This is a genomic window from Arthrobacter sp. AZCC_0090, assembly GCF_014207375.1.
Lineage (GTDB): Bacteria > Actinomycetota > Actinomycetes > Actinomycetales > Micrococcaceae > Arthrobacter.
This window is the reverse complement of sequence record NZ_JACHEE010000016.1, coordinates 33,067-59,582: the sequence shown is the minus strand read 5'-3', so window position 1 is coordinate 59,582 and position 26,516 is coordinate 33,067. Positions and strand designations below refer to the sequence as shown.

30 protein-coding genes and 1 pseudogene are annotated in these 26,516 nt (G+C 63.2%); 13 read left to right on the top strand and 18 right to left on the bottom strand.

Translation table 11 applies throughout. The features are described 5' to 3' along the window. Window positions 1–93: 93 nt before the first annotated feature. A complete protein-coding gene (locus HNP00_RS20655; protein ID WP_260405092.1) occupies window positions 94–411 on the top strand; it encodes an AAA family ATPase in 318 nt (105 codons plus the stop codon). Here the strand turns inward: HNP00_RS20655 and HNP00_RS20650 are convergent. The 3 genes from HNP00_RS20650 to HNP00_RS20640 form a co-directional block, all read right to left on the bottom strand. Next, window positions 337–765 (bottom strand): hypothetical protein, encoded by a 429-nt coding sequence (locus HNP00_RS20650; RefSeq protein WP_184741589.1) that lies wholly within the window; start codon window positions 763–765, stop codon window positions 337–339. The two genes, HNP00_RS20655 and HNP00_RS20650, sit on opposite strands and share 75 nt — an antisense overlap. A gap of 84 nt (window positions 766–849) precedes the next feature. Continuing rightward, complete coding sequence (locus HNP00_RS20645) at window positions 850–1,149, bottom strand: hypothetical protein (protein WP_184741588.1); 300 nt, start codon at window positions 1,147–1,149, stop codon at window positions 850–852. Between the two features lie 416 nt (window positions 1,150–1,565). Next, window positions 1,566–2,411, bottom strand: a complete 846-nt coding sequence (locus tag HNP00_RS20640) for a DUF998 domain-containing protein (RefSeq protein WP_184741587.1) — start codon at window positions 2,409–2,411, stop codon at window positions 1,566–1,568. A gap of 214 nt (window positions 2,412–2,625) precedes the next feature. On the opposite strand from HNP00_RS20640, the gene HNP00_RS20635 reads away from it, so the two are divergent. Then, window positions 2,626–4,131, top strand: a complete 1,506-nt coding sequence (locus tag HNP00_RS20635; protein WP_184741586.1) for a CYTH and CHAD domain-containing protein — start codon at window positions 2,626–2,628, stop codon at window positions 4,129–4,131. 24 nt (window positions 4,132–4,155) lie between these two features. Here the strand turns inward: HNP00_RS20635 and HNP00_RS20630 are convergent, their stop codons facing one another. The 8 genes from HNP00_RS20630 to HNP00_RS20595 form a co-directional block, all read right to left on the bottom strand. Next, window positions 4,156–4,458: a DUF4193 domain-containing protein gene (locus HNP00_RS20630; protein WP_184741585.1), complete on the bottom strand. Its 303-nt coding sequence runs from the start codon at window positions 4,456–4,458 to the stop codon at window positions 4,156–4,158. A gap of 85 nt (window positions 4,459–4,543) precedes the next feature. Further along, window positions 4,544–5,290, bottom strand: coding sequence for a copper homeostasis protein CutC (locus HNP00_RS20625; RefSeq protein ID WP_184741584.1), 747 nt, complete (start codon window positions 5,288–5,290; stop codon window positions 4,544–4,546). 27 nt (window positions 5,291–5,317) lie between these two features. Next, window positions 5,318–6,487, bottom strand: coding sequence for an ROK family transcriptional regulator (locus HNP00_RS20620; protein ID WP_221451700.1), 1,170 nt, complete (start codon window positions 6,485–6,487; stop codon window positions 5,318–5,320). Between the two features lie 32 nt (window positions 6,488–6,519). After that, complete coding sequence (locus HNP00_RS20615; RefSeq protein ID WP_184741583.1) at window positions 6,520–7,536, bottom strand: ROK family protein; 1,017 nt, start codon at window positions 7,534–7,536, stop codon at window positions 6,520–6,522. Window position 7,537: 1 nt separating this feature from the next. Then, window positions 7,538–8,377: a carbohydrate ABC transporter permease gene (locus HNP00_RS20610; protein WP_184741582.1), complete on the bottom strand. Its 840-nt coding sequence runs from the start codon at window positions 8,375–8,377 to the stop codon at window positions 7,538–7,540. After that, window positions 8,378–9,340, bottom strand: coding sequence for a carbohydrate ABC transporter permease (locus HNP00_RS20605; RefSeq protein WP_184741581.1), 963 nt, complete (start codon window positions 9,338–9,340; stop codon window positions 8,378–8,380). A gap of 30 nt (window positions 9,341–9,370) precedes the next feature. Then, window positions 9,371–10,669: an extracellular solute-binding protein gene (locus HNP00_RS20600; protein WP_184741580.1), complete on the bottom strand. Its 1,299-nt coding sequence runs from the start codon at window positions 10,667–10,669 to the stop codon at window positions 9,371–9,373. Window positions 10,670–10,823: 154 nt separating this feature from the next. Continuing rightward, window positions 10,824–12,341 carry a M81 family metallopeptidase gene (locus tag HNP00_RS20595; protein ID WP_184741579.1) on the bottom strand — a complete coding sequence of 506 codons (1,518 nt, stop codon included), beginning with the start codon at window positions 12,339–12,341 and terminating at the stop codon, window positions 10,824–10,826. Between the two features lie 173 nt (window positions 12,342–12,514). On the opposite strand from HNP00_RS20595, the gene HNP00_RS20590 reads away from it, so the two are divergent. Both HNP00_RS20590 and HNP00_RS20585 read left to right on the top strand, forming a co-directional pair. Beyond that, on the top strand, window positions 12,515–13,369 hold the full coding sequence (locus HNP00_RS20590) for a sugar phosphate isomerase/epimerase (protein WP_184741578.1): 855 nt from the start codon (window positions 12,515–12,517) through the stop codon (window positions 13,367–13,369). After that, complete coding sequence (locus tag HNP00_RS20585) at window positions 13,370–14,431, top strand: Gfo/Idh/MocA family protein (protein WP_184741577.1); 1,062 nt, start codon at window positions 13,370–13,372, stop codon at window positions 14,429–14,431. A 4-nt stretch (window positions 14,432–14,435) separates the two neighbouring features. Here the strand turns inward: HNP00_RS20585 and HNP00_RS20580 are convergent, their stop codons facing one another. Next, the gene (locus tag HNP00_RS20580) at window positions 14,436–14,933 is read right to left on the bottom strand and encodes a MarR family winged helix-turn-helix transcriptional regulator (RefSeq protein WP_184741576.1); all 498 of its coding nucleotides are present in this window, start codon (window positions 14,931–14,933) and stop codon (window positions 14,436–14,438) included. A gap of 98 nt (window positions 14,934–15,031) precedes the next feature. Between HNP00_RS20580 and HNP00_RS20575 the strand changes: the two genes are divergently transcribed. Together HNP00_RS20575 and HNP00_RS20570 are read left to right on the top strand one after the other, a co-directional pair. Next, entirely contained in the window at window positions 15,032–15,775 is a 744-nt protein-coding gene (locus HNP00_RS20575; protein ID WP_184741575.1) for a hypothetical protein, read from the top strand. Then, on the top strand, window positions 15,772–16,587 hold the full coding sequence (locus HNP00_RS20570; protein WP_184741574.1) for an SDR family NAD(P)-dependent oxidoreductase: 816 nt from the start codon (window positions 15,772–15,774) through the stop codon (window positions 16,585–16,587). Before HNP00_RS20575 ends, HNP00_RS20570 begins: the two co-directional genes overlap by 4 nt. Window positions 16,588–16,910: 323 nt before the next feature. On the opposite strand, the gene HNP00_RS20565 is transcribed toward HNP00_RS20570, so the two are convergent. Then, complete coding sequence (locus tag HNP00_RS20565; protein WP_260405091.1) at window positions 16,911–17,483, bottom strand: DUF1992 domain-containing protein; 573 nt, start codon at window positions 17,481–17,483, stop codon at window positions 16,911–16,913. A gap of 201 nt (window positions 17,484–17,684) precedes the next feature. Here HNP00_RS20565 and HNP00_RS20560 point away from each other — a divergent pair, with 201 nt between their 5' ends. Together HNP00_RS20560 and HNP00_RS20555 are read left to right on the top strand one after the other, a co-directional pair. Next, window positions 17,685–17,936, top strand: coding sequence for a DUF2630 family protein (locus tag HNP00_RS20560; protein WP_184741573.1), 252 nt, complete (start codon window positions 17,685–17,687; stop codon window positions 17,934–17,936). Window positions 17,937–18,034: 98 nt separating this feature from the next. After that, window positions 18,035–18,505, top strand: coding sequence for an NUDIX domain-containing protein (locus HNP00_RS20555; protein ID WP_184741572.1), 471 nt, complete (start codon window positions 18,035–18,037; stop codon window positions 18,503–18,505). Here the strand turns inward: HNP00_RS20555 and HNP00_RS20550 are convergent. After that, window positions 18,502–18,999, bottom strand: a complete 498-nt coding sequence (locus HNP00_RS20550) for a nuclear transport factor 2 family protein (RefSeq protein ID WP_260405090.1) — start codon at window positions 18,997–18,999, stop codon at window positions 18,502–18,504. The genes HNP00_RS20555 and HNP00_RS20550 overlap by 4 nt on opposite strands. A 156-nt stretch (window positions 19,000–19,155) precedes the next feature. On the opposite strand from HNP00_RS20550, the gene HNP00_RS20545 reads away from it, so the two are divergent. Together HNP00_RS20545 and HNP00_RS20540 are read left to right on the top strand one after the other, a co-directional pair. Next, window positions 19,156–19,515, top strand: coding sequence for a VOC family protein (locus tag HNP00_RS20545; protein WP_184741571.1), 360 nt, complete (start codon window positions 19,156–19,158; stop codon window positions 19,513–19,515). Window positions 19,516–19,643: 128 nt separating this feature from the next. Further along, window positions 19,644–22,034 (top strand): excinuclease ABC subunit UvrA, encoded by a 2,391-nt coding sequence (locus tag HNP00_RS20540; protein WP_184741570.1) that lies wholly within the window; start codon window positions 19,644–19,646, stop codon window positions 22,032–22,034. Between the two features lie 96 nt (window positions 22,035–22,130). Here HNP00_RS20540 and HNP00_RS20535 read toward each other — a convergent pair whose 3' ends face one another. Beyond that, window positions 22,131–22,424 (bottom strand): hypothetical protein, encoded by a 294-nt coding sequence (locus HNP00_RS20535; RefSeq protein ID WP_221451699.1) that lies wholly within the window; start codon window positions 22,422–22,424, stop codon window positions 22,131–22,133. A 411-nt stretch (window positions 22,425–22,835) separates the two neighbouring features. Here HNP00_RS20535 and HNP00_RS20530 point away from each other — a divergent pair, with 411 nt between their 5' ends. Next, window positions 22,836–23,066 (top strand): hypothetical protein, encoded by a 231-nt coding sequence (locus HNP00_RS20530; protein WP_184741568.1) that lies wholly within the window; start codon window positions 22,836–22,838, stop codon window positions 23,064–23,066. A gap of 209 nt (window positions 23,067–23,275) precedes the next feature. Here HNP00_RS20530 and HNP00_RS20525 read toward each other — a convergent pair whose 3' ends face one another. The 3 genes and pseudogenes from HNP00_RS20525 to HNP00_RS20515 all read right to left on the bottom strand — a co-directional run. After that, window positions 23,276–23,527, bottom strand: a complete 252-nt coding sequence (locus tag HNP00_RS20525; protein WP_184741567.1) for a hypothetical protein — start codon at window positions 23,525–23,527, stop codon at window positions 23,276–23,278. 305 nt (window positions 23,528–23,832) lie between these two features. Continuing rightward, the gene (locus tag HNP00_RS20520; protein WP_184741566.1) at window positions 23,833–25,248 is read right to left on the bottom strand and encodes an MFS transporter; all 1,416 of its coding nucleotides are present in this window, start codon (window positions 25,246–25,248) and stop codon (window positions 23,833–23,835) included. 128 nt (window positions 25,249–25,376) lie between these two features. Continuing rightward, window positions 25,377–25,502: pseudogene (locus HNP00_RS20515) on the bottom strand (FCD domain-containing protein); the annotation flags it as partial. Here HNP00_RS20515 and HNP00_RS23710 point away from each other — a divergent pair. Together HNP00_RS23710 and HNP00_RS20505 are read left to right on the top strand one after the other, a co-directional pair. Further along, window positions 25,473–25,982, top strand: a complete 510-nt coding sequence (locus HNP00_RS23710) for a carboxymuconolactone decarboxylase family protein (protein WP_184741565.1) — start codon at window positions 25,473–25,475, stop codon at window positions 25,980–25,982. The pseudogene HNP00_RS20515 and the gene HNP00_RS23710 sit on opposite strands and share 30 nt — an antisense overlap. Before the next feature lie 259 nt (window positions 25,983–26,241). Then, entirely contained in the window at window positions 26,242–26,454 is a 213-nt protein-coding gene (locus tag HNP00_RS20505) for a hypothetical protein (protein WP_184741564.1), read from the top strand. Window positions 26,455–26,516: the final 62 nt, after the last annotated feature.

Genomic DNA, 26,516 nt, shown 5'->3' with positions numbered 1-26,516 from the left:
TGATGGACATCCATCGGCGATGGTCTTCGCGCCGCAGCCGATCGGCTAACGGGCGCCCGATGAAGGACACTTCTTGGCGCTAGAGTTCGGTCCATGATTGTTTGGCTCAACGGCACCCACGGGGCAGGAAAGACGACGACGAGCGCGCTCGTGCAGCAATTGCTGCCCGACGCGCGCGTCTTCGACGCTGAGAAAGTCGGTGAGGTGCTCATGGACATCAAGCCGGGACTTCCTGCAACGGACAACTTCCAGCATTGGGAGCCGTGGTGGACGCTCGTTGTCGAAACCGCTCGGCGCGTACTCGAATACACCGGAGGCACACTCGTTGGGACTGTTTCAGGCCTGCAGTTTGGCGATCTCCGCCCGAGCTGCGGCGACCAGTTCGCTGTTGAGGTGGGCATGGCCCCATAGGCCCCAGCCGCCCTCGGGCGCTTCGGTGAGGAGAACCCAGGTTCGCTCGCTCAAGGACTCGTCACCGGCCGCCGACGCGACAAGGTCGGTAAGTTGACGGACCACCGAGAGTTGCTTCTCGCGGTCCAGGGCGCCAGAGTTCGTGAGCACCTGAACGCGAACGTAGTTGTTCTCGCCGTCCAGGTTCGCGATCGTCCCGGCGGGCAGCTCGTGGACAAAGGCCGCGGTGTTCTTCCGGAACATGGGGATGTCGGGGACCTTCTCGATTGCCATCACGGTTGCGGCGGCGTCCTGGGCGAGCTTAGCGGTATCGGCAAAGGTGCCGACGGCGGCGTAGATGTCGATCATGGGCATGGCGGGTCTCCTGTTCGGGATAATGCTCATCGTCACGGCGAGGTGTGACTGAGTATAGGGTGATCCGCCGCAGCCCGGCGCCCGTTAAAGGGCAGTGTGTTTCCCGAACGGGTGATGGCCGGTGGCCGGTTGTCCGTGACTGCCCAGCCATTCGGACAGGGCCTCCCGCAAGATCTCGCTGGGCGTGAGGCTGAGCGTTTGGGAAGCCGACTCCAGCGCACGGTCCAGTTCATCCGGTATCTGGAAATCCAAGGGCGAGGGACGGCTGCCTTCCCGCGCCTCGGAAGGCATGTCATCGCCGCGCAACAGCTTGCCGACGGCCGGCTTCATGTCGTTTTCGGTCCACGCCGAAAGGCGGTCGAAATGAGTCACATCTCGTGTCATGATTTTCCCTCCCAACAATCAAGCATCCTCTGTTGTTGGGCCGCAGTCACCATCTACGAGTAATTACTCTCTAACTATTGCTGCAAGCGGACTACAGGCGCCGTCGTCGACGGCGGGGAGGCCACCCCGTGGCCCGTGTGGGAACTGGGCAAGCAGCCACTGCACTGTTTCTCGCATTGCTTGGGGCCCGACGACGGCGCCCGGCTCAGTAGTCCCGAAAGGAGCCTTTGCGTGTTCCACGTATGAGTCAGCCATGATCTCATCGCAACGTCCAGCTGGGGCGGCCTCCTCGGGATAGCTGGACCGGCGGAGGTCCACCGGGTCCGCCCAGGACCCAAAGGAGTCGCGGAACGGACCCGGCGCTCACGCCTAAGGTGAGACCGTGACGGACATCGCTCAGCGCAGGGCTGGTGCCGTCAGAGTGATCTTAGGGCCTGAGCCGATTCCGGTCTAGGGTGTCGCCGATACCTGGCTCCCGGGCGCCTTCCTATGCTCAAGGTGTATCCCATAACGAACATGCCGGCGATGAAGGCATAGACAACCATGCGCTCGAATACGCCGAGCGAGGCTGTCGGGTCAGGATCGTTATGGTTCAGGACGAGCATTCCGATGCCGCCCCATGCTGCCACGATCGCGAACAGGAAAATCCAAACGGCCGCGGTCCACTGCTCTTTCCACCATAAATAGCCTAAGAGAACAAGGGAGATCACGGCGAAGATGAGAAAGAGACCCGTGCTATTGCCATGCATGGTCGGGTCGTCGTTTTCCGGCCAAGCGCCCACGCCGATAAGTCCGAGTCCAGCAGCACCCATTGTGAGGCGCACACCGTGGGTCGCAAGATGCTTTAACTTCTTTTGCCCGTCAGCAACCTGACGTTGGTTCCCACTGCATTGGAGCACTTCGGACGTGATGAGCGCCGCGACGATGAGGACACCCACGCCCAGAAAGATGAAAGACAGATCCACTACGGGGAACAGGGGCGAACAGATCCACCGGTGATATTTTGCTCCAAAGTCTTGAGTCTGGCATGCGTTCGCACCGAGATCGCTGATGAAGTTGAAAGCGTAGTCGTATTTGGTGACAGTGGGCGGCGTTGTCGACACATCATTGGTTTGCCACGCAATAGCCGCGATGCGTTCGACGACGAAGTATTGGACGAGGCTTCTAGCCGCCCAGGACGCGATCACATGGCGTGCGTCGGCTGGAGTGCGCGTCTCTCTCCAGGGAAGCAGCAGTTCAACTGCTCGGTCAGCGAAGCTCATAGCAGGATTAACGCCCTCGAATGGATAAACCGCAAGCGAGTGGGCTACTCGAATAATGAACTGTGCATGCCTGCATGCACGTACGTCGGAAAGAACCAGCCGAGTTGGCGGTTAACTAGTCCAGCAGCTTGACGCAAACGGACCGCACCACTCTTTTCCGGGAGCGGCCGAGTGGGACGATGCCTATACCGGCGACGAGAAAGGCGTGAGCGACATGTCGACCCAGGAATTCGTGGAAACAGAACGCAAGTACGACGTTGACATTGAGACGCCCCTTCCCGCGTTCGAGGACATTGCCGGCGTCGAACAGGTCGCTGACCCGGCCGATCATCAACTTGAGGCCGTCTACTTCGACACGGAAGGCCTCATCCTCGCCAAGCACCGCATCACCTTGCGGCGCCGAACCGGCGGCGCGGATTCCGGCTGGCACGTGAAGCTACCGGCTGAACAGGACAGCCGCGTCGAGATCCATGCGCCGCTGGGACAACCTGAGACCGTCCCGGAGGATCTGGCGGAGAAGCTCCTGGTATTCACCCGCGGTGACGAGCTCAGGCCGGTGGCCCGGATCCACACCCGCCGAACCTTGCATCGACTGCACGGAAGCGAGGATGTGACCTTGGCCGACTTCGTGGATGACCATGTGACGGCCGAGACCTTGCACCCAGCGCAGCTTGAGAGGCAATGGCGGGAATGGGAAATTGAACTTGTCCATGGTGACGAAGCCCTCTGGGAGAGCGCGGAGAATATCCTGTCCCAGGCCGGAGCCACTCGTTCCGGGCATGCTTCCAAACTGGCCCGAGCGTTCGGCACGGCCTGGCCTCCCGCCGTTCCTGCACCACCAAAAGCCCGCCCGAAGGGTTCCGCAGGAGACGCGGTAGTTGCGTACTTGGCCGCACAAATCGCCGAAATCACGGCGCAGGATCCGGGAGTCCGGCAAGGCGCCGACGATGCTGTCCACCGCATGCGCTCGGCCACCCGCCGGCTTCGTTCCGCGCTGTCCGCCTACGGCAGGCTGTTCGACGCCGAGGCGGCGGCCCACCTCAAGACGGAACTGAAATGGCTGGCCACGGTCCTTGGCAAGGCCCGGGATGCCGAGGTGCTGCGGGACCGGATCGGGGAATTGCTGAATGACCAACCCGATGCACTCCTGTCCAGTCCGGCCGCCACCAAGATCACGGACGAGCTCGAGGCCGCCTACAACTCGGGATATCGCGAAGCGCTCCGGTCCGTGGGAACGGAGCGCTATTTCCGGCTCCTGGACGAGCTCGAGAAGTTCCGCGACGAACCGCCGACGAGACCGCGTGCTGACAAGAAGGCCCGTCGCGTCACGGCCAAGCTGGCCGGCAAAGCGATCAAGCGGTTGCGCCGGTCCCAAAAAGCAGCGGCCCGGCAGACCGGCGTCGAACATGACACCGCGTTGCATCAGGTCCGCAAAGACGCCAAACGGCTGCGCCACGCAGCCGAAGCGCTACGGGACGTCCACCGGAAACCCGCCGTGAAGCTGGCCCGTGACGCGCAGGAGCTCCAGAAGATCCTGGGGGAGCACCAGGACAGCGTTGTGGCCCGCTCCGTGCTGCTTCGCATTGCGGGCGACGCCGAAGGATCGCCGGAGAACAAAGCAGCCCTCGGCCGCCTACTCGCTGCCGAAGAGCAGCGAGCAACAGACTCCGAGGCCCGCTATGAAAGGGTCGCCAAGAAGAATCGCTTGAATCCCCTGTGACGGACGGGACTGCGCCTCAGGGGCTCAGCCTTCGCACTCTACGCAGTAGGCGTGGCCATTCTTCTCAAGGGCAATCTGGGAGCGGTGACGGACAAGGAAACACGAGTAGCACGTGAACTCGTCTTCCTTCTGCGGGACCACCGCAATGATCAGTTCCTCGGCCACGAATTCGCCGCCGGGCACCTCGTTGCCTTCAAAAGCATCGGCCTCGTCCAGCTCCCGTACTACGCTGCGGGCGTCCGGAGCATTGGCAGACTGCAGGGCCTGAAGTGACGTGCTTTGGGATTCCGCGACGTCGGAGCGGAGTTCGTCGTAATCGGTTGCCACTTGGGGTTTTTCTCTTCTCTTGTGTATTGACTGGCGAATGTGCAACATACACCATGTCGCTGCTATTCCCCACAATGGGACAAAATCAGCGTGTGCGCATCACTGCCTCTGCGGAACGCACGGTCCTGACCAGTCGCTCCACAATGGCCGGATGCGTGACTGAGCGTATCCCATCCCCGCCCCCTGGTCCGGACGGAGCGGAATCGACTGTGAGTTTACGGCCGGAAAAGTGAATCGCCTGAATTCCTGTGGCCAAAAGTCCGGGCACCGACTCTTCCGTGACGCCGCCGCCAGCCATCACCGCAACCCCCTCGGGGAGCGCCGCGACCATGAGCTTGAGCATGTCGACTCCATCGCCTGCGGCCTGTGCGGCTCCCGAGGTGAGAATGCGGCGCGCACCCAGCCGGGCGGCGTCGGCCACTGCTTGAAGCGGTTCCCTTGCCGCATCCACGGCGCGGTGGTATGTCACGAAGTTCCCGTCCGCCGCATCCACCAGCGCCTCGCTGCCCGCGACGTCGACGTCGCCTGAAGCAGTCAGCAGTCCGATGACCACCCCGTCGGCTCCGGCTGCAAGAAGATGCCGGATATCCCGCCGCATGACGTCGATTTCGCACCGTGAATAGACGAAGCCTCCCGTCCGGGAGCGGATGAGCACCTGGACGAAATCCCGGCGACCAGCGTCGCGCGCAAGCTCAACGGCCGCTTCGACCAGGCCTGCGCTCGGGGTCAGGCCGCCAGTGTCGAGCGCCGAACAGAGCTCCACACGGTCCGCGCCGGCCTCGATGGCGCAACGAACCCCGTCCAGGTCCTGGACGCACACTTCAATCTTCATGGTTCCCCTCTTGCGTGGGCCGGATGTTCAGGACGCCAGTACCGTGCGCAAGCACAGCTGGCCGGCCCCGAGCAGGCCCGCCTGCGATCCCGCGAGCGACGCCTCGATCGCGATATTTTTCGTGGCGAGCGGGTGGCAGCTTTCGTAGAGCTGCGACCGCACAGCGGCGACGTAGGGCTCCAATTGCGAGAGCCCGCCGCCCAGTACCACCACATCCGGGTTGACGAAATTCACGACGATACTGAGGGTCTGCCCCAGGATCCGGCCAGCGGTGCGGACACGCGTTGTGGTGTGCGGATCGCCGTTGATGACTTGCTGGACGATGGCGTTGACGTCCACAGCATCGATTCCGACGGCGGCAAGGTCGCGAATGATGGCGGCCCCGCTGGCGACCGTCTCCAGGCAGCCGCGGTTGCCGCAGGAACACGGGGCATCGCCCGCTGCCGGGATCTGCACGTGGGCGATGTCTCCGGCGGCACCGGTGGCGCCCCGGTAGACCTGTCCGTCAATGATGAGCCCACAGCCGATCGCCGCGCCCGCTTTGAGGAACAGCGTGTTCTGCCGCACTTTGGAATCCGGCGTTTCCCGTTGACGGAGCGTGTGCTCCCCTAGAGCCATCATGTTGGCGTCATTGTCGATGACGGCCAAAGTCCCGAATTCCTCGGCAAGCCACTCCCGCACTTTGAATTCGTGCCAGCCGCGCATCCTAGAGGGCGAATCCAGCGCACCCGAGGAAAAGTCGACTGGTCCGGGCAAGGACATCCCCACGCCGCGCAGCGGAGGATCGACGGCCGGATCGCTCAGGGCACGCATCATCGCCGCGGCCTGCGGCAGGACCACTTCGGGGCCGTCGTTGATGTCGATGGTCCTGAGTTCGGACGCCAGCAGATTGCCTGAAAGGTTGAGTCGGCCCACCCATGTGTGGTGCGCGCCCAGATCGGCGGCCAAGATGAAGCCTGCGTCGGGCACCAGTTCCAGGAGGGTGGGCCTCCGCCCGCCGGTCGCCGAACCGGATCCGCTTTCGCTGATAAGCCCGGCTTCCATCAGCTCGTTCACCTTGATGGTGATGGTAGATGGGGCAAGGTTCAAGGTGCGGGCAAGATCTGCGCGCGACGTCGCCCGGCCACTGGCGATCATGGACAGGATGCTGGAAGAGTATTCCGTCAGCGCGATGTCGCGGGGACCGGTTCTTTTCACTGTCTTGGCGTAGGACGGCTTGTAACCCAAAGTCAATCCCTCCAGGGGCTCGGTGTCTGCCGCCCGCCGGTGGGCTGCTCTTTGCAGAGTAGCCGACGAGCCTGCACGGCACCCCCGATCAGTCCGGCGAGGGGGCCGAAGTGCGCAGACCGGAGCAGCGGCCGTCGGTGGAAACTCAGGATGGACTCCAGCCGGGCAGCCACCGGCAAAAGGAGCGCGTCTCCAGCGTTGGACAGCCCGCCGCCGAAGATGACGGCCTGCGGTGCCAGCAGCGCAACGCTTTGCGCGATGGCCAACGCGAGCCCGTCAAAGGCCTGGTTCAGGACCCCGACGGCGGCCGGGTCACCTGCTTCTGCGGCCGCCATGACTTCCTTGGCGCCTTCAACCGGGACACCGGAGACTGCCGCATAGTTGCGTGCGATGGCGGATGCCGAGGACATCGTCTGAAGACACCCGGACGCGCCGCACGTACACGGCATGGCCACGGTGCTCGCAAGGGGTTCCATGCGGGCGTGGCCGATTTCCCCTGCGTACCCGTCGCCGTCGTAGACTTCGCCGTCCAGGATGACCGCGCTGGCAATCCCTGTGCCGATGACCATCACCAGGGCGTTCCGCAGCCCTTTCGCGGCGCCCAGCCTGTGCTCTGCCAGCCCGGCCATCTGGACATCGTTGCCGAGCACCACGGGAAGTCCGGTCCTCGCCTTCAGTGCCGCCGAGACCGCGAAGTTGCTCCACCCTAGATTCACCGCCGAGACCACGACGCCGGCATCTGCGTCCACAATGCCCGGCGCGTTCACCGCGATGGCTCGCGGCCGCTCTGCCACGGGCTTGGATTGATAGGTGGCGACGAGGCCGGAGAGTTGGTCCAGGAACTCCTCCTGCGAACCTCTGGCCGTCGGCGTGGTTCCACGATGGGTGAACCGGCCGTCTTCATCCACGTCGCCGAACTTGAGGTCGGTTCCGCCGACGTCGAAAACCAGGACCGGTGCTCCCCGTCCCAGAAGCAGCGACGCCAGTGGAGGACTGGTGGTTTGTACGCTCGACCGCATTTCAGCCTTTCACCGCACCAGCGACGAGGCCCTGGGCCATCTTCTTCTGGACGATGACAAAGAGAATGATCACCGGCAGCGCCATGAGGGTGGAGCCGGCCATGATTCCGCCCCAGTCCGTGGCTTGGTTCTGGCCGCTGAAGCCCTGGATCCACAGGGGAAGGGTCTTGCTGTTGTCGCTGCTCAGGAGCACAAGGGCCAACGTGTACTCGTTCCAGGCGGCCAGGAAGGCAAAGATCCCGGAAGCCACCAGTCCCGAGCCGAGCAGGGGGAAGGTCACACGGAAGAAGGCGCCCATCCGGGAGCACCCGTCGATCATGGCCGACTCCTCGAGCTCTACCGGGACCCCGTCAACGAAGCCCTTGAGCATCCAGATGGTGAAGGGCACGGAGGCCCCGACATACAGCAGGCTGAGTCCAAGCATGGAGTTGAGCAGATGCCAGCTGTCGATCATCTTGTACTGGGAAATGAACATGGCTTCAGCGGGGATCATCTGGATGACGAGCACCGAGATGATGACGATCTTCCGGCCTTTGAAGCGGAAGCGGCTCAGCGCCATGCTCGCGAAGAAGGCGAAGAGCAGGGCGGCTACCACCACAATCAGGGCAACACCGAAGCTCATCCGCAGGGCGGACCAGAAACGGCTGTCGTGGAGCACCGTCTCGTAGTGTGCCCAGGTGAAGTCGAGCGGCAGGAACGACGGCGTCCGCGATTGCAGGGCATCGTCCGTGACGAGCGAATTGTTGACCAACCAGTAGACCGGGAAAATCCACAGCAAGCCGAAGACCAGGCCGGTGATGTTGGCCGCCGAGCGGCGGACGGGGCTGGGTTTGAGGGCCATTCAGACTTCTCCCTGCTTCAGGAATTGGGTGACATAGCGCCAGGTCAGGAGCAAGGTGATCAGCAGCATGATCAGGGCAGTTGCCGAAGCCACACCATAATCTCCGCCGGACAAGCCCACTTGGTAGACGTAGGTGCCAAGGACGTTGGTCTGCTCGGTGATCCCACCGTTTTTCTGCAGGATGAAGATCTGGGTAAATACGCGCAGGTCCCAGATGATTTCGAGAATCGTGACCAGCAGGAGTACCGGGGCGATCGTTGGAACGGTGATTTCGCGGAATTGTTTCCAGCCGTTGGCGCCGTCGAGGGTGGAGGCCTCCAGCATGGACTCGTCGATCTGGGTAACCGATGCGTAGACCATGAAGACCACCAGCGGGACGCTCATCCAGATGACCAGAATGGCCGCTACTGCGAAGAAGGTCACGGGGTTGGAAAACCAGTTGTATCCAGCCATCCCCTGCAGCCCCAGTCCGGCCAGGCTCCAGTCGACCACACCGGACCTGGAATCGAAGATCCACTGGAACACCTGAAGCGATGACAACACGGGCATGGCCCACGCGAGCAGCATGGCGGCCTGGACGAAGACGGACACCGCGCGGGAGAGCTTGGTGAGCAAAAGCGCGCCCCCGATTCCGATGGCCATTGTCAATGCGGCACACACGAGGCAAAAGGCAAGGGACCTACCCAGCGTGAGCCAGAATGCCGAATCGCCGAGCACGCGGGTGAAGTTATCCAGTCCGACGAATTCGGCTGGTTTGCCGAACTGCTGTTCAAGGGAAAAGTGCTGGAACGCCATGGTGATTTGGCGTAGCAACGGGTAGCCCATGTCCACCAGGACAATGAGCACCGCGGGAAGCAGAAGGAGATACGGCAGGGGGTTGCGCCGGCGCTTTTTGGGGGCCGGTGGTTCAGGCCGGCCAGGCAGAATCCCGCCCGGCTTTGCACGCGTACTGGTTACCGTCATGATTTGGGTCCTTTCTGCTTCCCGCCGGGCTTACTTGCTGTTGAGGATCTCGGTCATTTTGGCGTCGGCGGTCTTGGCCAGGCCAACCGGATCCTTCAGTGCGCCCATGGCCACGAAGAAGTCGTCAACCACCTTGGCGCTCTCCACCAATGCCCAGTTCTTAGCCGCCGGGGTTCCCACGGAATTCCTGACCGCCTCGATGGTGACCTTGGACAGCTCGTCCTGCCCGAGGGCTGCCGCATAGTTCAGGTTTCCGGGGACCCAGCCTCCCTCGGTGGCGAAGAATTCCTGGAACGGCTTGCTGAAGATGAGTTTCAGGGCTTCTTTGGCGAGCCCCCGTGCCTTGCTGTTGTTCGAGATGGCTACGTTCGAGCCGCCGGCAAAAGGGTTGCCTGCGCCATCGCTCTTGGGCGAAGGAAAGTTGAAGTAGCCCACCTTTCCGGCGTCCAGGAGTTCCTTCTTAATCTTCTTCAGGTGGAAGTTGAAGCCGAAGAACATTCCTGCTTCGCCCGTGTTGAAGGCGGTGTACGGCTGGGAACCGATGGTGGAGTCGGTGATCGTTCCAGTGGTGGAGCCCGTCTTCCACAGCTGCTGCAGCTGGGCGATGGCTTTCTGGCTTTCCGGCGAGGACAAGCTGCCTTCCCATTTCCCGTCCTTCTGCACCGCCAGTCGCCCGCCGTTGCTGAAGACCCACGCGAACGCGGATTGGGATGAGATCCCGGGCAGGAACATCCCGGAAAAGTGCGCGTTCTTCTCAGGATTTCCGGCCTGGATTTTCGTTGCGACGGCGGTCAACTCATCAATGGTCTTAGGGATCGCGAGCCCGAGCTCCTGGAACATGTCCTTGCGGTAGAACACAATCCGGCTTCCCGCGTAGAACGGAGCGGCGTACATCTTGTTCTCGAAACTGCCGAGCTCCACGAGCGACTTGGTCAGGTTTGCGCCGCCCAGCTCTTCCTTCACGCCGCTCAGATCGGCGAGGGCTCCCACCGCACAGAACGTGGGGGCCTGGGTGTTGCCAAGTTCGATGATGTCCGGCGTCGATTCGGGGCTGGCAAGGGCGGTCTGGAGCTTCGGGACGATGCCGTCCCACTCCTGCTGCTCGATAGTGAGGGTGGATCCTTGGAACTTCTTTTCGAACTCTTGCTTCAACCAGGCCTGGGCCTTGTCCGAGACGGAGTCCTTCATGAACCAGACCCGCAGCTTTGCCGGGGTGGAAAGGCTGTCTGAAGAAGCGGAGCCCGAGGCCTCGCCACATGCTGACAGCAAAGCTGCGGCGCCCAGTGCTCCGCCCAGACCGAGCAATCCACGTCGACTAAGTTCTTTCATCGCTTCCTCCACTTTGAACTCACAGGGCCGATTGACCATGCAGGAAACGAAATCACGGAGGGTTGATGCTTCGGAAGGTGTTGGAACTTAGTTCGGAATCGAAGTTAGTGAGAGTTCAGTTTGGGTGCCTCGGGCGCCGCCCTCAGCTCATCCGTCAGTGCTCGACGCCGGCAGGCTCGTTGGACGCCGGCACTAACCGCGCGTTCAGATTCGGCGCCGGCTCGCCGTCGTCGAACGGGAACATGGGCCGCGCGATCCTTTGGTGACCCAAGCGGTGCAGATCCTGGTCCACGCCGCCCGGGGTGAGCGCCAGCATCCAGTCGGCGGCCATGTCGAAGAGCTCCGGCTCGAGGTAGCCGATCTTGACCACCACAACATCGGCTGAGCGGGCATCTACGCCGTTCCGGAGGAAGTCCGATTCCAGGTGGTAGGGCTTCCGGCGCCGGGTGACGATGACGCGCAGTCCGCCGACGCGTATCACTGCCTCGTCAAGGGCCACGGGGTCGCCGTGGGCCAGGTGCTCCACGGTGCCGTCCAGCCTTGCCGGACCGGACTGGGTGGCGTCCACGCGTGCGCCGACGTCCACGGAGATGGAGCCTCCGACGCCGGCCGCAATGCAGGCGTCCAAGGCGGCGGCATCCGGGATGGAGGCATAGATCGCCTGCAGTGTTCCGTCAGCGATCGGAGGGTGTTCAAGGAGCCTCTGCAGGGTCCATGTGACGTCCCCGGCTCCCCCGGCAGTGGGGTTGTCCCCGGAATCGCTGATGAAATACGGGCGCTTCGTACTTGCCTCCGCTGCAGCAAGGCATTCAGCGAGCGGCGCCGACGGCGCGACGAAACGGAACTCGTCCCGCCTGTTCCACATCTCGACGGCGAGCCCGCCCGCGTGGCGCGCGACGGCGTCGGCGTCGTCACCGGTGACCATCACCACAGCACGGTTGCGCGGCTCGTCAGCCCAGGCATAACCGATCCACAATGCCGCGTCGAGCACGCCGGGCCGCTCAGCGATCACGGCCACTTTCTCGTACAGCGACTTGGCTGGTTCCAATCGGGTACTGGTCTTCTCGCCGGGCAGCAGGATGGGGACCGGAACCCAGGCCTTGATGGGGCGCCGTGTGGCCTCCGGCAGTGCCAGTCGCTCCAGCAAGTTCATGGCGGCGCGTTCCTTGGTTTCCAGCCAGTCCTCGTGCGGGGCCATGCGGTAGCAGCTGGGGATGTCGAGTTGGTGCGCCAAAGTCCAGGAAACGTTGCCGTGCAGGTCCATGCCACTGGACACCAGTACGTCCGGGCCAAGCAGGCCGCGCAAGGCCAGGAGCAAATCACCTTCGGGATCGTCGACGCCATCGACGCTCATGGCACCGTGGATGTCGAAGTACAGGCCGTCCACCGGGCCCTCGCCCAAGGCATCCGCCACGGCTGAGAGGATTGTCAGTTTCATTTCGGCGTAATCCTCGGCAGGCACGGCCCCGCCGGGGATGGACCGGAAATGGACGAGCGGCACCCACTCCGCGGCTTCGCGCACCGGGTGGCCGGGGGCGAAAAACGGGTACTGCTCCAGGATCTCCTGGCCATCTCGCCGGACGAAGTCCTCCATGCGGGTCCGGGCGGGCGAATAGGTACTGGCTTCGAGTGCGATTCCGGTGATGAGGATCCGGGGCTTCAATTCCGTCATGCAAGCCACCATATTGAGGTTGGGCGCGGAGCCGCGAGGGTCCAGGCGCCAGCTGCGAAAGTTCAATGCCGAATGAAGTTCAGGCCACCCTTTTCGCACGGAATCCTGCGTAACGTGGGCTCGCAAGCGACGGCAAGCGGCACCCAGCGGGACGAACAGAAGAGGATCGAACAATGCAGATAGGGCTAAGCACGTACAGTCTGGCAGGAGCCTTGGCCAACGGACGGGTGGGCCTCTTGGACCTTCCGGGCTGGGCGGCGACGCACGGTGCCAGCCATCTCGAAGTGGCCGAAGCGGGACTGGGCGTGGACCTTTCCTCAGACCAGGCGGCGGCCGAAGGACTGCGGGAACGTGCAGGGGAATCGGGCATCGCCTTGGTCAACTATGTGGTTGGCGCGGACTTCCTCGGCAATGACGCGGCCGAAGAAATCGAACGAGTGAAGACCCACCTGGACACAGCCCACCGGCTGGGGATCAGCCGCTTCCGGCACGATGTTGTGCCTTGGGCCTGGCGCCCGGCTTCCTACACCGAATACCGCAATGCCTTGGAGAGAGTGGTTCCAGCGTCCCGGGAGCTGGCCGACTATGCAGCGGGCTTGGGCATCACCACGAGCGTTGAAAACCATGGCATGGCGTTCAACGTCAGCGAGCGCCTCCTCCAATTGGTGCACGCCGTGGACCGTGAAAACTTCAAGATCACCTTGGACATCGGCAACTTCCTGTGCGTCGATGAACTGCCGGAATCGGCCGTCGCCAAGCTGCTCCCGTATGCGGCAGTGGTCCACCTCAAGGATTTCTACAGCCGGAAGCGAAGCCCCGGCGAAGGTTGGCTGCGAACGTTGGCCGGCGATTACATCCAAGGCTCAGTGCTCGGACTCGGCGATATGGACCTGCCGCGGATCCTGCGCCTCATCAAGGACTTTGGCTTCAGCGGACCATGCTCCGTGGAATACGAGGGCCGCGAGGAGAGTCTCACCGCTGTCCCGGAATCGCTGCGCAACGCCGCCGCACTATGGGAGGGCTGCTGAATGGGGGCGCTGAACGTAGGCGTCATCGGACTGGGAACGATCTCCGAGCTGCATCTGGACGCATACCGGGATTCGCCATCGGCGCACCTCCTTGCCGTCTGCGACATCGATGCCTCGCGCGCCGGGAGCCGCGCTGCCGAATACGGTGCAGTCAAGGTCTTCACCGACTACGCGGAGCTCTTGGCGGATCCGGAGATCGACGCCGTCAGCATCTGCACGCGCAACGACACCCACGCGGAGATCGTGATTGCGGCACTCGAGGCCGGCAAGCATGTGCTGATTGAGAAACCCATGACGGCCTCGCTGCAGCAGGCCCTAGCCGTAGTTGCCGCCGCCCAGCGGAGTACTGCGTCGCTGCAGGTGGCCTACGTGCGCCGCTTCTCGCCCAACGCCGAGGTGCTCAAGCGCTTCATCGACGCCGGAGACCTGGGCCAGATCTACTATGCCAAGGCCACGTGCCTGCGCAGGGTGGGCAATCCCGGTGGCTGGTTCGCTGACAAAACGCTGTCCGGCGGAGGGCCGCTGATCGATCTGGGCGTCCATTTCATCGACATTTGCTGGTGGCTCATGGGCTGCCCTTCCGTGGCCTCGGTTTCCGGGACCGTTTTCCACAAGATCGGTGCCCGGAACAATATCGCCAACTTCAGCCGGTATCTGTCCGCTGATTTCGATCCGGCACGGCAGCCGGTGGACCCGGTGGAGGACCTTGCCACAGCGCTGATCAAATTCAGCAACGGCGCAGTAATGCACTTCGACACTAGTTACTCGATGCACGGCACAGATGAAACCCGGGTCCAGGTCTTTGGAGACAAAGGCGGGGCCCAACTGGAGCCGGCCTTGGAAATCTTCACCGAGCAGCACGACACGCTACTGGATATTTCGCCCGTGCTCGATTCGCCCACCTTCAGCAACGTGGCCTACCGCAACGAGGTGGAACAGTTCCTGGCCACTGCCCGGGGCGAGGCGCCCGAGGCCGCGCCCGCAGCCCACGGCCTTGAACTCATCAAGATCATCTCAGCGATCTACGAGTCCGGCCGGACAGGACGCGAGGTGGTGCTGTAGCAGATCAGGCCGGACGCCCGGCGTCGCGAGGGACGTCCCGCGCGACGTCGCGGTGCAGGTCCCTGTCTAGCCCCTGGCCATTGGCGAGCTGCGCGAGCAGCTCGCCAAGTTGCGTGATCTGTTCGTCTGTCAGCGGGGCCAGGAGCTCCATTTCATGCTGTTCGGCAATCCCGCGCAGTTCCCGCAGTACGCGTTTGCCGGCCTCCGTGAGGTGGAGTTCATAGTTCCGTCGGTCCGTGCTGCTCCGCATTCTCTCCACCAGCCCGCGTTCCTGCAGGGAATCAATGAGTGAAACCACGCGGCTAGGGACGGCACCCAGCCTGTCCGCAAGCGAGCGCTGGCTCAACCCCGGCGAGCGCCCGAGCAGTCGGATGACACCGGCGTCGCTCGGGGTGAGGCCGATCGCCCGGGTGCGCTCGGCAAAGCGGGACGACGCCACGGCACCAAGCTGCGACAAGAGAAAGGCGGTCCGTTTCGGCCGGCCCGGCGTGGCTGAATCCATGGATTCAGAATACATGCTTGACAGAACAATTCCATAGGTGAACCATTTCAATAGTGATGCAATTACGAAGGTTCAGCCACTACGAGAAAGGTTCAGCCATGAGTAGTCGTTCGATTCCCGATGAAGGCCATCCAGCCCGGTCAGGCGGTCCACACCCGGGCGTTCTTGCCCTCGTCAGCCTGGGCATATTCCTCGCCAGCCTCGTCACGTCCGCAATCCTCACGAGCGGCCAAACGTTCGTCTCGCCCTTCGCGCCCGAGGGGCAAGTGGCCGCGTTCTTCCAGCAAAACGTCCCCGCAACGCGCCTCGGCGGCATGCTCCAATTCGGCTCAGCCGTGCCGTTGGGGATCTATGCCGCCACCGTCTACGCCCGGCAGCTCCGGCTCGGCGTGCGCGTCCCCGGACCGGCCATTGGCTTCTTTGGCGGCGTCAGCGCAGCCATCTTCCTCATGTTCTCGGGTTCTGTGACCTGGCTGCTGAGCCGGCCCGAAATCACCACGGATGTCACACTCACCCACGCGCTCTCATTCCTCGCGTTCATCACCGGAGGGGTGGGCTTCGTCGTCGGGATCGGTCTCCTGGTGGCGGGTATCGCGGTCCCTGCCCTGATCCTGCGCTTCATGCCCCGCTGGCTGGCCTGGACCGGCCTCGTCATCGCTGCCCTGTCCGAATTGAGCTTCCTGTCGATGGCGATCGAGCCCTTGCAGTTCCTCCTGCCGATCGGGCGGTTCGGTGGCCTCCTCTGGCTCGTAGCAGCCGGTTTCCTGCTGCCGCGAACCCGGGCGGCCGCGAACCAGGAGCCCCGCGCACACGCGCCTCACGCAAGCCGGGAACGGCCATGACGACGGCGGATCCCACCCGGCCGCTATCCGGCAAGGTCGCTCTCGTCACCGGAGCCAGCCGTGGTATCGGCGCGGAGATCGCAGCCGCCCTTGCCAGCGCCGGCGCAACCGTTGTTCTTGCCTCCCGTGACAGCTCGGGCTTATCCGAGAAGGTCGCCGCCATCGCGGCGGCTGGCGGGAGTGCCGTGGCAATACCCGTAGATGTAGGCAGCCGGGACTCCGTGAAAGCCTTGCTGACCCAGATCCGGGACCGCTTCGGCAGGCTCGACGCTGCGGTCAACAACGCGGCGGGCGGCGGACGGACGCCGGCGCCTCTGGTCGAGTGGTCCAGCGAGGAGTTCGACAGCGCCATCGCGGTGAACCTGCGCGGAGTCTTCCTCTGCCTGAAATACGAAATCGAGCTCATGCTGGCAAGCGGAAGCGGCGGGGCGATCGTGAACATGTCCTCCACAGCCGGCGAACAAGGCGTCTCCGGCATGAGCGGCTACGTGGCGAGCAAATTCGGCGTCGGCGGCCTGACCCGGGTGGCTGCACTCGATTACGCCTCCGAGGGTATCCGGGTCAACGCGATCGCTCCCGGCCCCATCCTCACCGAGCGACTTGCAGGAGCGGGACAGGCCGCCCAGGACCGCGTCGCTGCCGCCGTTCCGCTGGGCCGGATCGGCACGACCGCCGATATCGCTGCAGCGGCCCTCTGGCTTTGCTCGGAGCAGTCGTCGTTCGTCACCGGAACCGTTCTCGCCGTCGACGGCGGCCGGCTGGCGGGAACGCCCGCATTCAACACAAGCCGAAAGGGAAACCAGCCCGACTGAGGTCCAGCGGATGGAGGCGGTGGCAGCACCCCCGGCAAACCCTCCTGCAGATATCCACCCCTCCCGGCAAACCCTCCTGCAGCTATGCGGCCCTCCCGGCAAACCCTCCTGCAGATCTAGGGCGGGATATCGGCCGGAGCGGCGACAGATTGGGTATCAAAGAACGTCCGACGGCGGCTTCCCGCCCGCCTGGCGGGCGACCGCCGTCGCGCGTTCAAGTAACACGACTGCAGGAGGGTCTCGGGAAAACCCGCGATATCTGCAGGAGGGTCGGGAGAAAACGACCCATATGTGAGCGAGGATCCGACGGGCGGCTGACCGGCCTATCCGGTTCCATTCCAGATGCGACGCCACCACGACTGCTTGGCGGCACGTTCGCGATTAACAGTTTCCTCGGCCGCCGCGGCGGCTGCCTCAGTAGCCGCCGCCCGACGCTCGCGCCAGCGTTCCAGCTCGACGCCGACGTCGCGGGTCTTCGTGATCACCGGCGGTCCGCCCTGGAGCTGGCGCCGTGCGTCAATGACGCGTGCGTTGAAATCCTCCACCAGCTCCCGGACCTGCTGCTCTGAGTACAGCGCATCGAGCTTGGCATCCAATTCGGCGTCCTCGGTGCGGAGCAGAATGGCCTTCGGCCCTAGGCCGCTGAGATGCTCACGTTGAATGAGGCCCTTGACCCACCAATCGGGATCGTAGCGCTCCCCCAGCCCCGGGATCGGCTTGCCTGAGTACTTCAGGTTGTCGAACTTCCCCTGGGCCATGGCTTCGCGGATCAAATACTCAACGCGCGCGGCGTCGTCTACCTTCTTGCGCTTCTGCCGCTCTTCTTCCTCGGCGGCCTCAAGTTCGGCTTCTTCCTGTGCCGTCATGCCAGTGGCGCGCACATTTCGCAGTTCCATGGCACGTTCCATCCGGCGCCTGAACGCACTGTTCTCGCCGTTCACGGGTCTTCACCGCCCTCGTTCGCGGAAATCCTGGATCTGAATCCAAGTATTCCGCAAACAGGAGATGGGCGGGCGGGCGAAACAAGACTGCTCTGGCCACGCCCAGTGCACCTCATTACGCTGACTGGTAACGGCTAGGTCAGGAAGAGGGTCACCATGGACGAACAGGGCATTCTCCACCGCATCCAATCGCTCGTCGAAGAAGAACGCGAGCTCCGGGAAAAAGCAGAGGCGGCGCCGCCTGGCCCTGGGCACGCGCCTGACCGCGCAAGGCTGGAGCGCATTGAGCAGGACTTGGATCAGTGCTGGGATCTCTTACGGCAACGGCGCGCAAAGAGGCAGTACGGGGAGAACCCGAACGAGGCCACACCACGGCCCTCAAAACAGGTGGAAGGCTACACCGGCTGAAGCCACAAGGAAAGCAGGACAACGACGGCGGGAGGCTCCCGCCGTCGTCGTCCTGCTTTATACAGCGCGCTACAGCGCCGACCGATAACCTTGGGCAAATGACAGTTCGAAGCGCAGGAATTCTGTTGTATCGTCGGACCTCCACAGCGGAATTGGAGGTGTGGATAGCCCACATGGGCGGACCGTTCTGGTCCCACAAGGATGAACGCGCATGGTCCATTCCCAAAGGCGAATACCTCGAAAGCGAGGACCCGCTGGTAGCTGCCAAGCGCGAGTTCGCAGAGGAAATGGGCACTCCCCCGCCCGACGTCGATTACCTCGGGTTGGGCACCTTCCGGCAACCGTCGGGCAAGCTCATCACCGCCTTCGCGGCTGAGTCCGACTTCGCGCCCGAAAGAATTGAAAGCAACACCTTTGAGCTGGAGTGGCCGCGAGGATCCGGCATTGTCCGGAGCTACCCCGAGATCGACGACGCCGTGTGGGCCACGGAGACCATAGCCCGCGCCAAACTGGTGGGCGGGCAGGTGCCTATCCTCGACGCGTTGATCCGGCACCTCGGGAGCGCTTAGGCCTGCACGATCGACTCGATGGGCCGCGGGGAAAGTATCGGATCTGCGTGACGGTGGAGAACCTTCCACTCCCCGTCTTCCCATCGGAAAATCGTGGTCACGCGGAGGGGTATTGGGGACACTTCATCAGACCCGCCTACCTTGGCCCGGGCCCGTTCAATTTCAACAATGTACGCAAGATCCGTCCCGGTGTAGCCGGAGATTCGTTCGAAGCTGATGGGCTCGCCTTCCCTCAACTGGGAGGCTGCCCGGTCCATGGTCGCCTCGACCGCGTTCCGGCCCCGTGCTGGCGGGCCGAGCGGATTGGCGAGCGTGACGTCGTCGCGCTTCGAAAACAGCTTCTTCTGCAGTTCCGGGTCTCCCGTGACGAACGCGTCGAGCGCCCGATGATATTTCTCCACCATCAGATCGAGATCGGACCCGTGCATTGGTTCCTCCACCCTCGCTTTTGCGCCGGCGCGGCGTGCCAGGTGCGGCGTGCCGTATTCGGTCATAGTGGCACCGTTGACGAACGGCGTCTACGTGCGATTTCCTTTGCGCCCAGACCGGTCAGGAATGGAGAAGCGCCGCTAACGGGCCGCGCCTAGAATGGCGGTCATGGACAACATCGTCCACGCCAGCTTTGTCCCGCAATGACTTCAGGAGTGATCATGAGCGACTCTTCCAACGAGGGAATCAAGACCGTGCTGCATCCCGTTTCCGATCTCGCGGCGGCGAAAGCCGTTTATGCCGCACTGCTTGGCATACAACCGCAAGCCGACGGACCCTATTACGTCGGCTTCGACGTCGCGGGCCAGCACATCGGGCTGGTGCCGGGCGGCGGTCCCCAACACATGACCTCGCCCGTGGCCTACTGGCACGTTTCGGACATCGAGGCGAAGCTGGCCGAAGTAACCGCCGCGGGTGCCACAGTGAACGAAGCAGCCCACGACGTCGGAGGGGGCCGTTTGGTAGCCACCGTCACCGACCCGGACGGCAACGTCCTCGGACTGCTTCAGGATCCTCAATAGCCAACCGCGCACACGGGCTTCCGCCCGTGTGCGCGGCCACCAAGACGTACTACTTGGTGCTAGTTAGATAGAGCCAGACTTGCCAACGGAGGCCGCGAAGGCGGCACCGCGTACCAGATGGAGACATGATGAGCACGGCCACGAGCACGGACACGCAGTCGCCTGAGCTGCACATCGCTGACACCCACGATCTGATCCGGGTGCAGGGCGCGCGGGAGAACAACCTCAAGGACATCAGCATCGAGCTGCCAAAGCGCCGGCTGACCGTGTTCACGGGCGTCTCCGGTTCGGGCAAGAGCTCCCTTGTGTTCGCCACGATCGCCGCGGAGTCGCAGCGGATGATCAACGAAACGTACAGCACTTTTGTGCAGGGGTTCATGGCCACGATGGCCCGGCCGGACGTCGACCTGCTCGAGGGACTCACGACGGCGATCATCGTCGACCAGGAGCGAATGGGCGCAAACCCCCGTTCCACGGTGGGTACCGCCACCGATGCGAACGCCATGCTGCGCATGCTCTTCAGCCGGCTTGGCCAACCGCACATCGGATCACCCCAGGCGTTCTCGTTCAATGTCGCCTCGATCTCCGGCGCCGGCGCGGTCACCCTAGAGCGCGGCGGCACCACGACGAAGGAGCGCCGCAGTTTCAGTATCACGGGCGGCATGTGCCCGCGCTGCGAAGGGCGCGGCTCCGTCACCGACTTCGACTTGACCGCCCTGTACGACGGCGGCAAGTCGCTCGCAGAGGGCGCGCTCACCATCCCCGGCTACAGCATGGACGGCTGGTACGGCCGCATCTTCAGCGGCTCCGGCTTCTTCGACATGGACAAGCCGATCAGCAAGTACACCAAAAGGGAACTCCACGACCTGCTCCACAAGGAGCCGACCAAGATCAAGGTCGAAGGCATCAACCTGACATACGAAGGCCTGATCCCGAAGATCCAGAAGTCCATGCTCTCCAAGGACCCTGAGGGAATGCAGCCGCACATCCGTGCCTTCGTGGAGCGGGCGATCACCTTCACCACCTGTCCAGAATGCGATGGCACCCGGCTCACCGAGGCGGCCCGCTCGTCGAAGATCAAGGGAATCAGCATCGCCGACGCGTGTTCGATGCAGATCAGCGACCTCGCCGAATGGGTGCGGGGCCTCGATGAGCCGTCAGTTGCCCCGCTGCTCAAAGGGCTGCGGCACCTCCTCGACTCGTTCGCGGAGATCGGGCTTGGTTATCTCTCACTCGATCGGCCGGCAGGTACTCTTTCCGGCGGTGAGGCGCAGCGCACCAAGATGATCCGGCATCTGGGCTCCTCACTCACCGACGTCACCTACGTCTTTGACGAGCCCACCATCGGCTTGCACCCGCATGACATCGAGCGCATGAACAAGCTCCTGCTGCAGCTGCGGGACAAAGGCAACACCGTGCTCGTCGTGGAGCACAAGCCGGAAGCGATCGCGATCGCCGATCACGTCGTCGACCTCGGCCCTGGCGCGGGCACCGCCGGTGGCGAGGTGGTGTTTGAGGGCACGCTCGACGGGTTGCGGTCCAGCGGCACTCTGACTGGCCGCCACCTTGGGGACCGCGCCACCCTCAAGGAGACCACGCGGAATCCCGCGGGGGCGCTGGAGATCCGTGGCGCGGCTGCGAACAACCTGCGCGAGGTCGACATCGACATTCCGCTGGGGGTCCTCGTCGTCGTCACCGGCGTCGCGGGTTCCGGCAAGAGCTCCCTGATTCACGGCTCGCTGTCCGGGAGGGACGGCGTCGTATCGATCGATCAGGCGGGGATCAAGGGCTCGCGGCGGAGCAACCCCGCGACGTACACAGGATTGCTTGAGCCGATTCGTAAGGCGTTCGCGAAGGCCAACGGCGTGAAGCCGGCGCTGTTCAGCGCGAACTCGGAGGGCGCGTGCCCCACCTGCAACGGCGCGGGCGTCATCTATACGGACCTCGGGTTCATGGACACCGTGTCCACTCCCTGCGAGGAGTGCGAAGGCAAACGGTTCCAGGCATCCGTGCTCGAATACCGCCTCGGCGGCCGCAACATCGCCGAGGTCCTGGCGATGCCCGTGAAAGAAGCCGAAGAATTCTTCTCCGACGGCGAGGCCCGCATTCCGGCCGCCCACGCAATCCTGAAGAGGCTGGCCGACGTCGGACTCGGCTACCTCAGTCTCGGCCAGCCGCTCACGACGCTTTCCGGCGGCGAGCGGCAGCGGATCAAGCTCGCCACCCACATGGGTGAAAAGGGCGGCGTACTCGTCCTCGACGAGCCCACCTCGGGCTTGCATCTCGCCGACGTAGAACAGTTGCTCGGCTTGCTCGACCGGCTCGTGGACTCCGGCAAGTCGGTCATTGTCATCGAGCACCACCAGGCGGTCATGGCGCACGCCGACTGGATCATCGATCTCGGCCCAGGCGCCGGTCACGACGGCGGGAAGGTCGTGTTCGAGGGCACGCCCGCCGATCTCGTCGCCGCGCGTTCAACCCTCACCGGCGAGCACCTGGCGGCGTACGTCGGGGGGTGAGCTAGCGGGATTGTAGAGCGCATCCCCAGGTTTGTGCTTCGACCGGGCAGTACTCAACTTTGCCCCGATGCCACTCAATTTGTGGTCATCGGACACTCAGTGGCATTTTCGCGCACCTAGGCTCATCCCAGGACCGGCGTCGATCCTGATAGCTCCAAAATCATAGTGCGGCAGGACCTCCAGCCGGGCCTCTTGCGGAAAACTATATTTGGGGAGTCGAATTTTGATGAAGAAGATATCAATTTGGACGAGATCCGGGATGGTTGGAGCGGTGGTCGCAGCTGTGATGGCTGCTGGGGCAGGCGTTGCAAACGCTTCGTCGGCCGAAGCCTTACCTTCGTCAAGCCAGAGTGCCGAGCCGCCTTCGCTCGAAGCAAGAGTGACCACCACTGTTCAGCCTGGAACCACCACGGTTGAGTCACAATCTGGAGCACAGGCAATGCGACTCACCGTTCCCGGTCAAAGGTCAGGGACGACGCCGGCTGAACTCAAAGGCGTCCCTGACGGTCACTTTGTTGGCGAGGGCGCCCCGCTTTTGACTACCGTCCTGTCCGGTGCGACAACAACTACCTACGGCACTCAGAACGGTTCGCAGACGCTGATCACAGTCCAATCAGACAAGGCACCTCGCGAGTACCGATTCCCGTTAGATCTCGCGGTTGGATCCACCGCGAAGGTGGAAGCTGATGGTTCGGTCCTGATTCGAGACAGCGCAGGTGCTACGGCATCAACCTTTCCAACCCGTCCTCTCCGCTCCGGGATATGCCTGGGCGAGACTGCGGCTTCTGAGAGAAGGCAATCGTGAAATGGTACAGCTACGCGCATCCGCCGATCTTTATGGTGTCCCTGGCGATCCTTTTTATGACCAATTGGGACCTGTGGCTTCGAATCCTCTTGCCATCGGTGGTTCTAGTTTTGTACGTGATCAATGAAGTAGTTCTTTACCGGAGGGAGAAGGCCGCACGTGCACGCGCAGCCGAGCTTGATCATCAGGACCCGTTGGCGCACGCCTACCGGGAGCCACATGGCTAGGCTCCAGATAAACGGCACGCACTCATCGCGTAGGCCACGCGGGCTTTGAAGCGAAACAGTTGACCTGGCTTCCATGCCAGGTCAACTGAGCACTGCCTCGACGCGTATCGGAACTGATCTACGACGAGCTCGAACGTACGGTCCCACAACTTCAGAAACGCGACACTAGATCCGTAGGATTCCCTGTGCGGGCCTCCGGCCTGGCCCATTCATATTGCTTCCGGGATACCGAATCGCCTCGCCACGAGTACGCGAATGGCCCAGAGTAAAGGCTGATCTTCTAGCTCAACTCCCTTGTCCCCGTAAATTACGCCCTTTTCGCTGCCCACTGCATCGATGTCAAAAAGCCTCAGGATCTCGCTCACGTGAAACTGATACTCGGTGGAGATCATTTGGCGAGACGCACGAACTGGAATTGTGCTGAGTGCGCGCGCGACCTCAGCCTGGATGGATTCAGTCATTTGGCCGCGTCGCTTTACCTGCGCACCAGTCGCTCACCGTCAGGTTGTTTCCACCGGTTCCCACCCTCCAGTTCACTGTCCTGGTTCGGTCTTGCCGTACAAATTTAGATCGCGCCGACTTTCGAGTTTTCAATGCTTTCCCCTGAGCGTCCGGACGGGATTTCGGTGCAACCGCCGCCACTATTCGTGCACTGTTGCATGACGTTCGCCCTTGCACAAGGTGCTCGGCTTGCTCGACCGGCTGGTCGATTCCGGCAAGTCGGCCATCGTCACCGAGCACCTGGCCGCGTACGTCGGGGGGTGAGCTAGCGGGACGGCTGGCTCTCCTTGGTAGCGCCCGGCACGTGGATGAAGAGGCTGGCGAGGGCGGTGACCAGGAGAAGGGCCGCCGCGATGATGAAGCTGGTCTGCATTCCGTGGACGAAGCCGGCGGGGTCGGCGATGAGGGCGCCGAAGACGGCGATGGCGACCGCGCCGCCAACTTGTCGGAAGGTGTTGAAGACTGCGCTGGCCGTGCCTGCCTTTTCGCCCGGTACGCTCGCGAGCACGACGGCGGTCACCTGCGGCATCGCGATCGATCCACCGGAACCCGTGAAAACAAGGAAGGTACCGACGAGTAGCGGCGATCCCAGCGGCGCCGTGAAAAGCATCGCGGTGAGTCCCACCACCATGGACGTCAATCCGACGACGACCGGTACCCGTGTCCCGAACCGGTTCGACAAGCTTCCGCTGACGATGTTGCCGACAATACTGAATGCCGCAGAAGGAAGGAAAGCGAACCCGGCCTGAAGCGGTGTGAGTCCGAGGTGCTGTTGGAGGAAGAGACTGACGACAAAGACGGTACCGAAGTGGCCCACCATGAACGCAAATCCCACCGAGAGTGAGATTCTCATGCCGGTGGATCGAAACAGCCCAAGCGGCATCATCGGGTGCCGGCCACGCGCCTGGATCAGGAGGAAAGCTGCGAGGCTAACGCCTGCGAGGACCAGGCTCACGATGACGGGCACCGCGCCGAAGCCCTCGGTTCCTCCCGTGATGAGGCCGTACATCAACGCGGTCAGGGCAACGATCGCTGCGGCCTGACCAGCCCAGTCGAATGGAGTTGGCCGTCGGGGCGATGTGGCAACGGAAGCCAGGAGCACCAGCATCGCGACGCAGACGGGAAGGTTGATGCCGAACACGAGCCGCCAGTTCAGCGTGGTGAGGAGGCCGCCCACAAGCGGTCCCACGGCTCCGGCCACGGCCCCGCCGACCGCCCAGATCCCGAGGGCATGTGCACGACGGCGTGGATCGGGAAAGGCCTGCCGAATCAGCGCCATCGACGCCGGCAGCATGATCGACGCCGCACCTCCTTGGAGGAAGCGGGCGGCAATGAGAACCCCCGAGGTCGGCGCGAGGGCGCACGCGACCGACGCCACCAGGAACAGCGCGATACCCCATCCCAGTGACCTTTTCGCGCCGATCCGATCCGACAGGTTCCCCGCGAACAGCAGTAGCGAAGCAAACATCAGTGTGTAGCCGTCGATCACCCACTGCAGGCCGGCTGTTCCGCCCCCGAGCTCCTTGCCGATGCTGGTGAGCGCGACATTGACGATCAGGATGTCGAGGGTGATCAGGAGGAACCCCAGCGACGCAATCATGAGCGTGAGCCGTGCCCGGGGCGCATCGGCCACGGGCGATGAAGGAACCGGAGCCGGCAACGTGGTTTCAGGGTGCGTCATGGTTTAAGGAAACAGCCCACGGAAAAAATGAGGGAGTCTCTATCGTGAGCGGTACTGGCAGTGACCCCCAACCGAGGCGCGATTACCGGGAAAGCTAAGCGCCGCCGTCGGGCACCCGTCGTCGGGCACTAGGCGACCAACACAGCGGCAGCGCTGTCCATGTGCTCGAGGATGGTCTTGCGGGCCAGCGAGGCATCGCCAGTCTCGATGGCGGCCACGATGTCATGGTGCCGCTCGACACTCATGTTCCTGACGCCCTTCCGTACGTCGGCATGGCCAAAGTCTTCGACTTCGTCCACACGACAAACGAGGTCCTCGCCGAGAACGGCGTCGAGCTCCCCCTCCCGGGCCAATCGACCACGACGCCCGGGGACAGGGCGGAGAAGGGCCTTGCGGTGCAGAAAGCAATTGCCGGGGCAGAGAAGATCGACGACATGTACGCTTCCGCGCCCGACGACGAGATGCACTTCCAGCGCTACCTGGCGGCAAACTGCTTCGGAGACCACCTCACGCGCACTGGCATTGATGTCCCGACCCGGGAACTGCTCACCTTCTCGATACTCGTCTCCCTCGGTGGGTGCGAGCCCCAGGTCAAGGGACACGTGGCCGCAAACCTGAACGTCGGCAACGGCCGTGGTGCGCTGATCGACGTCATCACCCAGCTTCTGCCGTACATCGGCTATCCCCGCACGCTCAACGCGCTCCGTGTGGTGAACGAGGTGGCTCCTGCCTGAGTCGAATCACTGTGATGAGACTCACTCGCAAAAAACGCAATCTGGCTTGAGCCGTTTGCGCCTGCCTGTGCACTATGGAAAGGCAGGCTAGGACACAATGTCCCGGCCAAGTTTTACCCATCCTGGTGGACGCGATGAGGCCAAACCGGTGAGCTCGTCGAGCCGCCTTGAGTCTCAGGCGTTCATGGATTGCTCGTACCGCGGCTTCGCACTGGCGCGATAGCCGAATATCCGGATTCATGAATGGAAGCGCTGAACAATGACGTTTGAAACTGCCGACTCTGTGACCCTGAAGATTTGGGACCGCTCAACCACCCACCACACGCTGGACGCACTGGTGCATGACTTCTCGGTGCGCCACAACACCTCCAAAGCCAGCATTGCGGTTACCTGCAGCGGGCCGAACACCTTCACTGTCAGCCTGAATGGCAGCGCAGCCAAGGCCACAGCCTTCGACGCACACTCCCTGTAACAGCGCTCTTTCAGACGCAACGCGACGACGACGGCGGGAGGCACCTCCCGCCGTCGTTCGCT

Excerpts from the sequence above, each read along its gene's own strand:
- HNP00_RS20645 (WP_184741588.1), bottom strand. The coding sequence starts at position 1,149 with ATGACACGAGATGTGACTCATTTCGACCGCCTTTCGGCGTGGACCGAA.
- HNP00_RS20560 (WP_184741573.1), top strand. The coding sequence starts at position 17,685 with ATGGACGAACAGGGCATTCTCCACCGCATCCAATCGCTCGTCGAAGAA.
- HNP00_RS20540 (WP_184741570.1), top strand. The coding sequence starts at position 19,644 with ATGAGCACGGCCACGAGCACGGACACGCAGTCGCCTGAGCTGCACATC.
- HNP00_RS20590 (WP_184741578.1), top strand. The coding sequence starts at position 12,515 with ATGCAGATAGGGCTAAGCACGTACAGTCTGGCAGGAGCCTTGGCCAAC.
- HNP00_RS20635 (WP_184741586.1), top strand. The coding sequence starts at position 2,626 with ATGTCGACCCAGGAATTCGTGGAAACAGAACGCAAGTACGACGTTGAC.
- HNP00_RS23710 (WP_184741565.1), top strand. The coding sequence starts at position 25,473 with ATGGTGCCGCTCGACACTCATGTTCCTGACGCCCTTCCGTACGTCGGC.
- HNP00_RS20555 (WP_184741572.1), top strand. The coding sequence starts at position 18,035 with ATGACAGTTCGAAGCGCAGGAATTCTGTTGTATCGTCGGACCTCCACA.
- HNP00_RS20640 (WP_184741587.1), bottom strand. The coding sequence starts at position 2,411 with ATGAGCTTCGCTGACCGAGCAGTTGAACTGCTGCTTCCCTGGAGAGAG.
- HNP00_RS20580 (WP_184741576.1), bottom strand. The coding sequence starts at position 14,933 with ATGGATTCAGCCACGCCGGGCCGGCCGAAACGGACCGCCTTTCTCTTG.
- HNP00_RS20575 (WP_184741575.1), top strand. The coding sequence starts at position 15,032 with ATGAGTAGTCGTTCGATTCCCGATGAAGGCCATCCAGCCCGGTCAGGC.
- HNP00_RS20585 (WP_184741577.1), top strand. The coding sequence starts at position 13,370 with ATGGGGGCGCTGAACGTAGGCGTCATCGGACTGGGAACGATCTCCGAG.
- HNP00_RS20625 (WP_184741584.1), bottom strand. The coding sequence starts at position 5,290 with ATGAAGATTGAAGTGTGCGTCCAGGACCTGGACGGGGTTCGTTGCGCC.
- HNP00_RS20610 (WP_184741582.1), bottom strand. The coding sequence starts at position 8,377 with ATGGCCCTCAAACCCAGCCCCGTCCGCCGCTCGGCGGCCAACATCACC.
- HNP00_RS20595 (WP_184741579.1), bottom strand. The coding sequence starts at position 12,341 with ATGACGGAATTGAAGCCCCGGATCCTCATCACCGGAATCGCACTCGAA.
- HNP00_RS20550 (WP_260405090.1), bottom strand. The coding sequence starts at position 18,999 with ATGACCGAATACGGCACGCCGCACCTGGCACGCCGCGCCGGCGCAAAA.
- HNP00_RS20655 (WP_260405092.1), top strand. The coding sequence starts at position 94 with ATGATTGTTTGGCTCAACGGCACCCACGGGGCAGGAAAGACGACGACG.
- HNP00_RS20605 (WP_184741581.1), bottom strand. The coding sequence starts at position 9,340 with ATGACGGTAACCAGTACGCGTGCAAAGCCGGGCGGGATTCTGCCTGGC.
- HNP00_RS20520 (WP_184741566.1), bottom strand. The coding sequence starts at position 25,248 with ATGACGCACCCTGAAACCACGTTGCCGGCTCCGGTTCCTTCATCGCCC.
- HNP00_RS20505 (WP_184741564.1), top strand. The coding sequence starts at position 26,242 with ATGACGTTTGAAACTGCCGACTCTGTGACCCTGAAGATTTGGGACCGC.
- HNP00_RS20600 (WP_184741580.1), bottom strand. The coding sequence starts at position 10,669 with ATGAAAGAACTTAGTCGACGTGGATTGCTCGGTCTGGGCGGAGCACTG.
- HNP00_RS20650 (WP_184741589.1), bottom strand. The coding sequence starts at position 765 with ATGCCCATGATCGACATCTACGCCGCCGTCGGCACCTTTGCCGATACC.
- HNP00_RS20615 (WP_184741583.1), bottom strand. The coding sequence starts at position 7,536 with ATGCGGTCGAGCGTACAAACCACCAGTCCTCCACTGGCGTCGCTGCTT.
- HNP00_RS20570 (WP_184741574.1), top strand. The coding sequence starts at position 15,772 with ATGACGACGGCGGATCCCACCCGGCCGCTATCCGGCAAGGTCGCTCTC.
- HNP00_RS20525 (WP_184741567.1), bottom strand. The coding sequence starts at position 23,527 with ATGACTGAATCCATCCAGGCTGAGGTCGCGCGCGCACTCAGCACAATT.
- HNP00_RS20545 (WP_184741571.1), top strand. The coding sequence starts at position 19,156 with ATGAGCGACTCTTCCAACGAGGGAATCAAGACCGTGCTGCATCCCGTT.
- HNP00_RS20565 (WP_260405091.1), bottom strand. The coding sequence starts at position 17,483 with ATGGAACTGCGAAATGTGCGCGCCACTGGCATGACGGCACAGGAAGAA.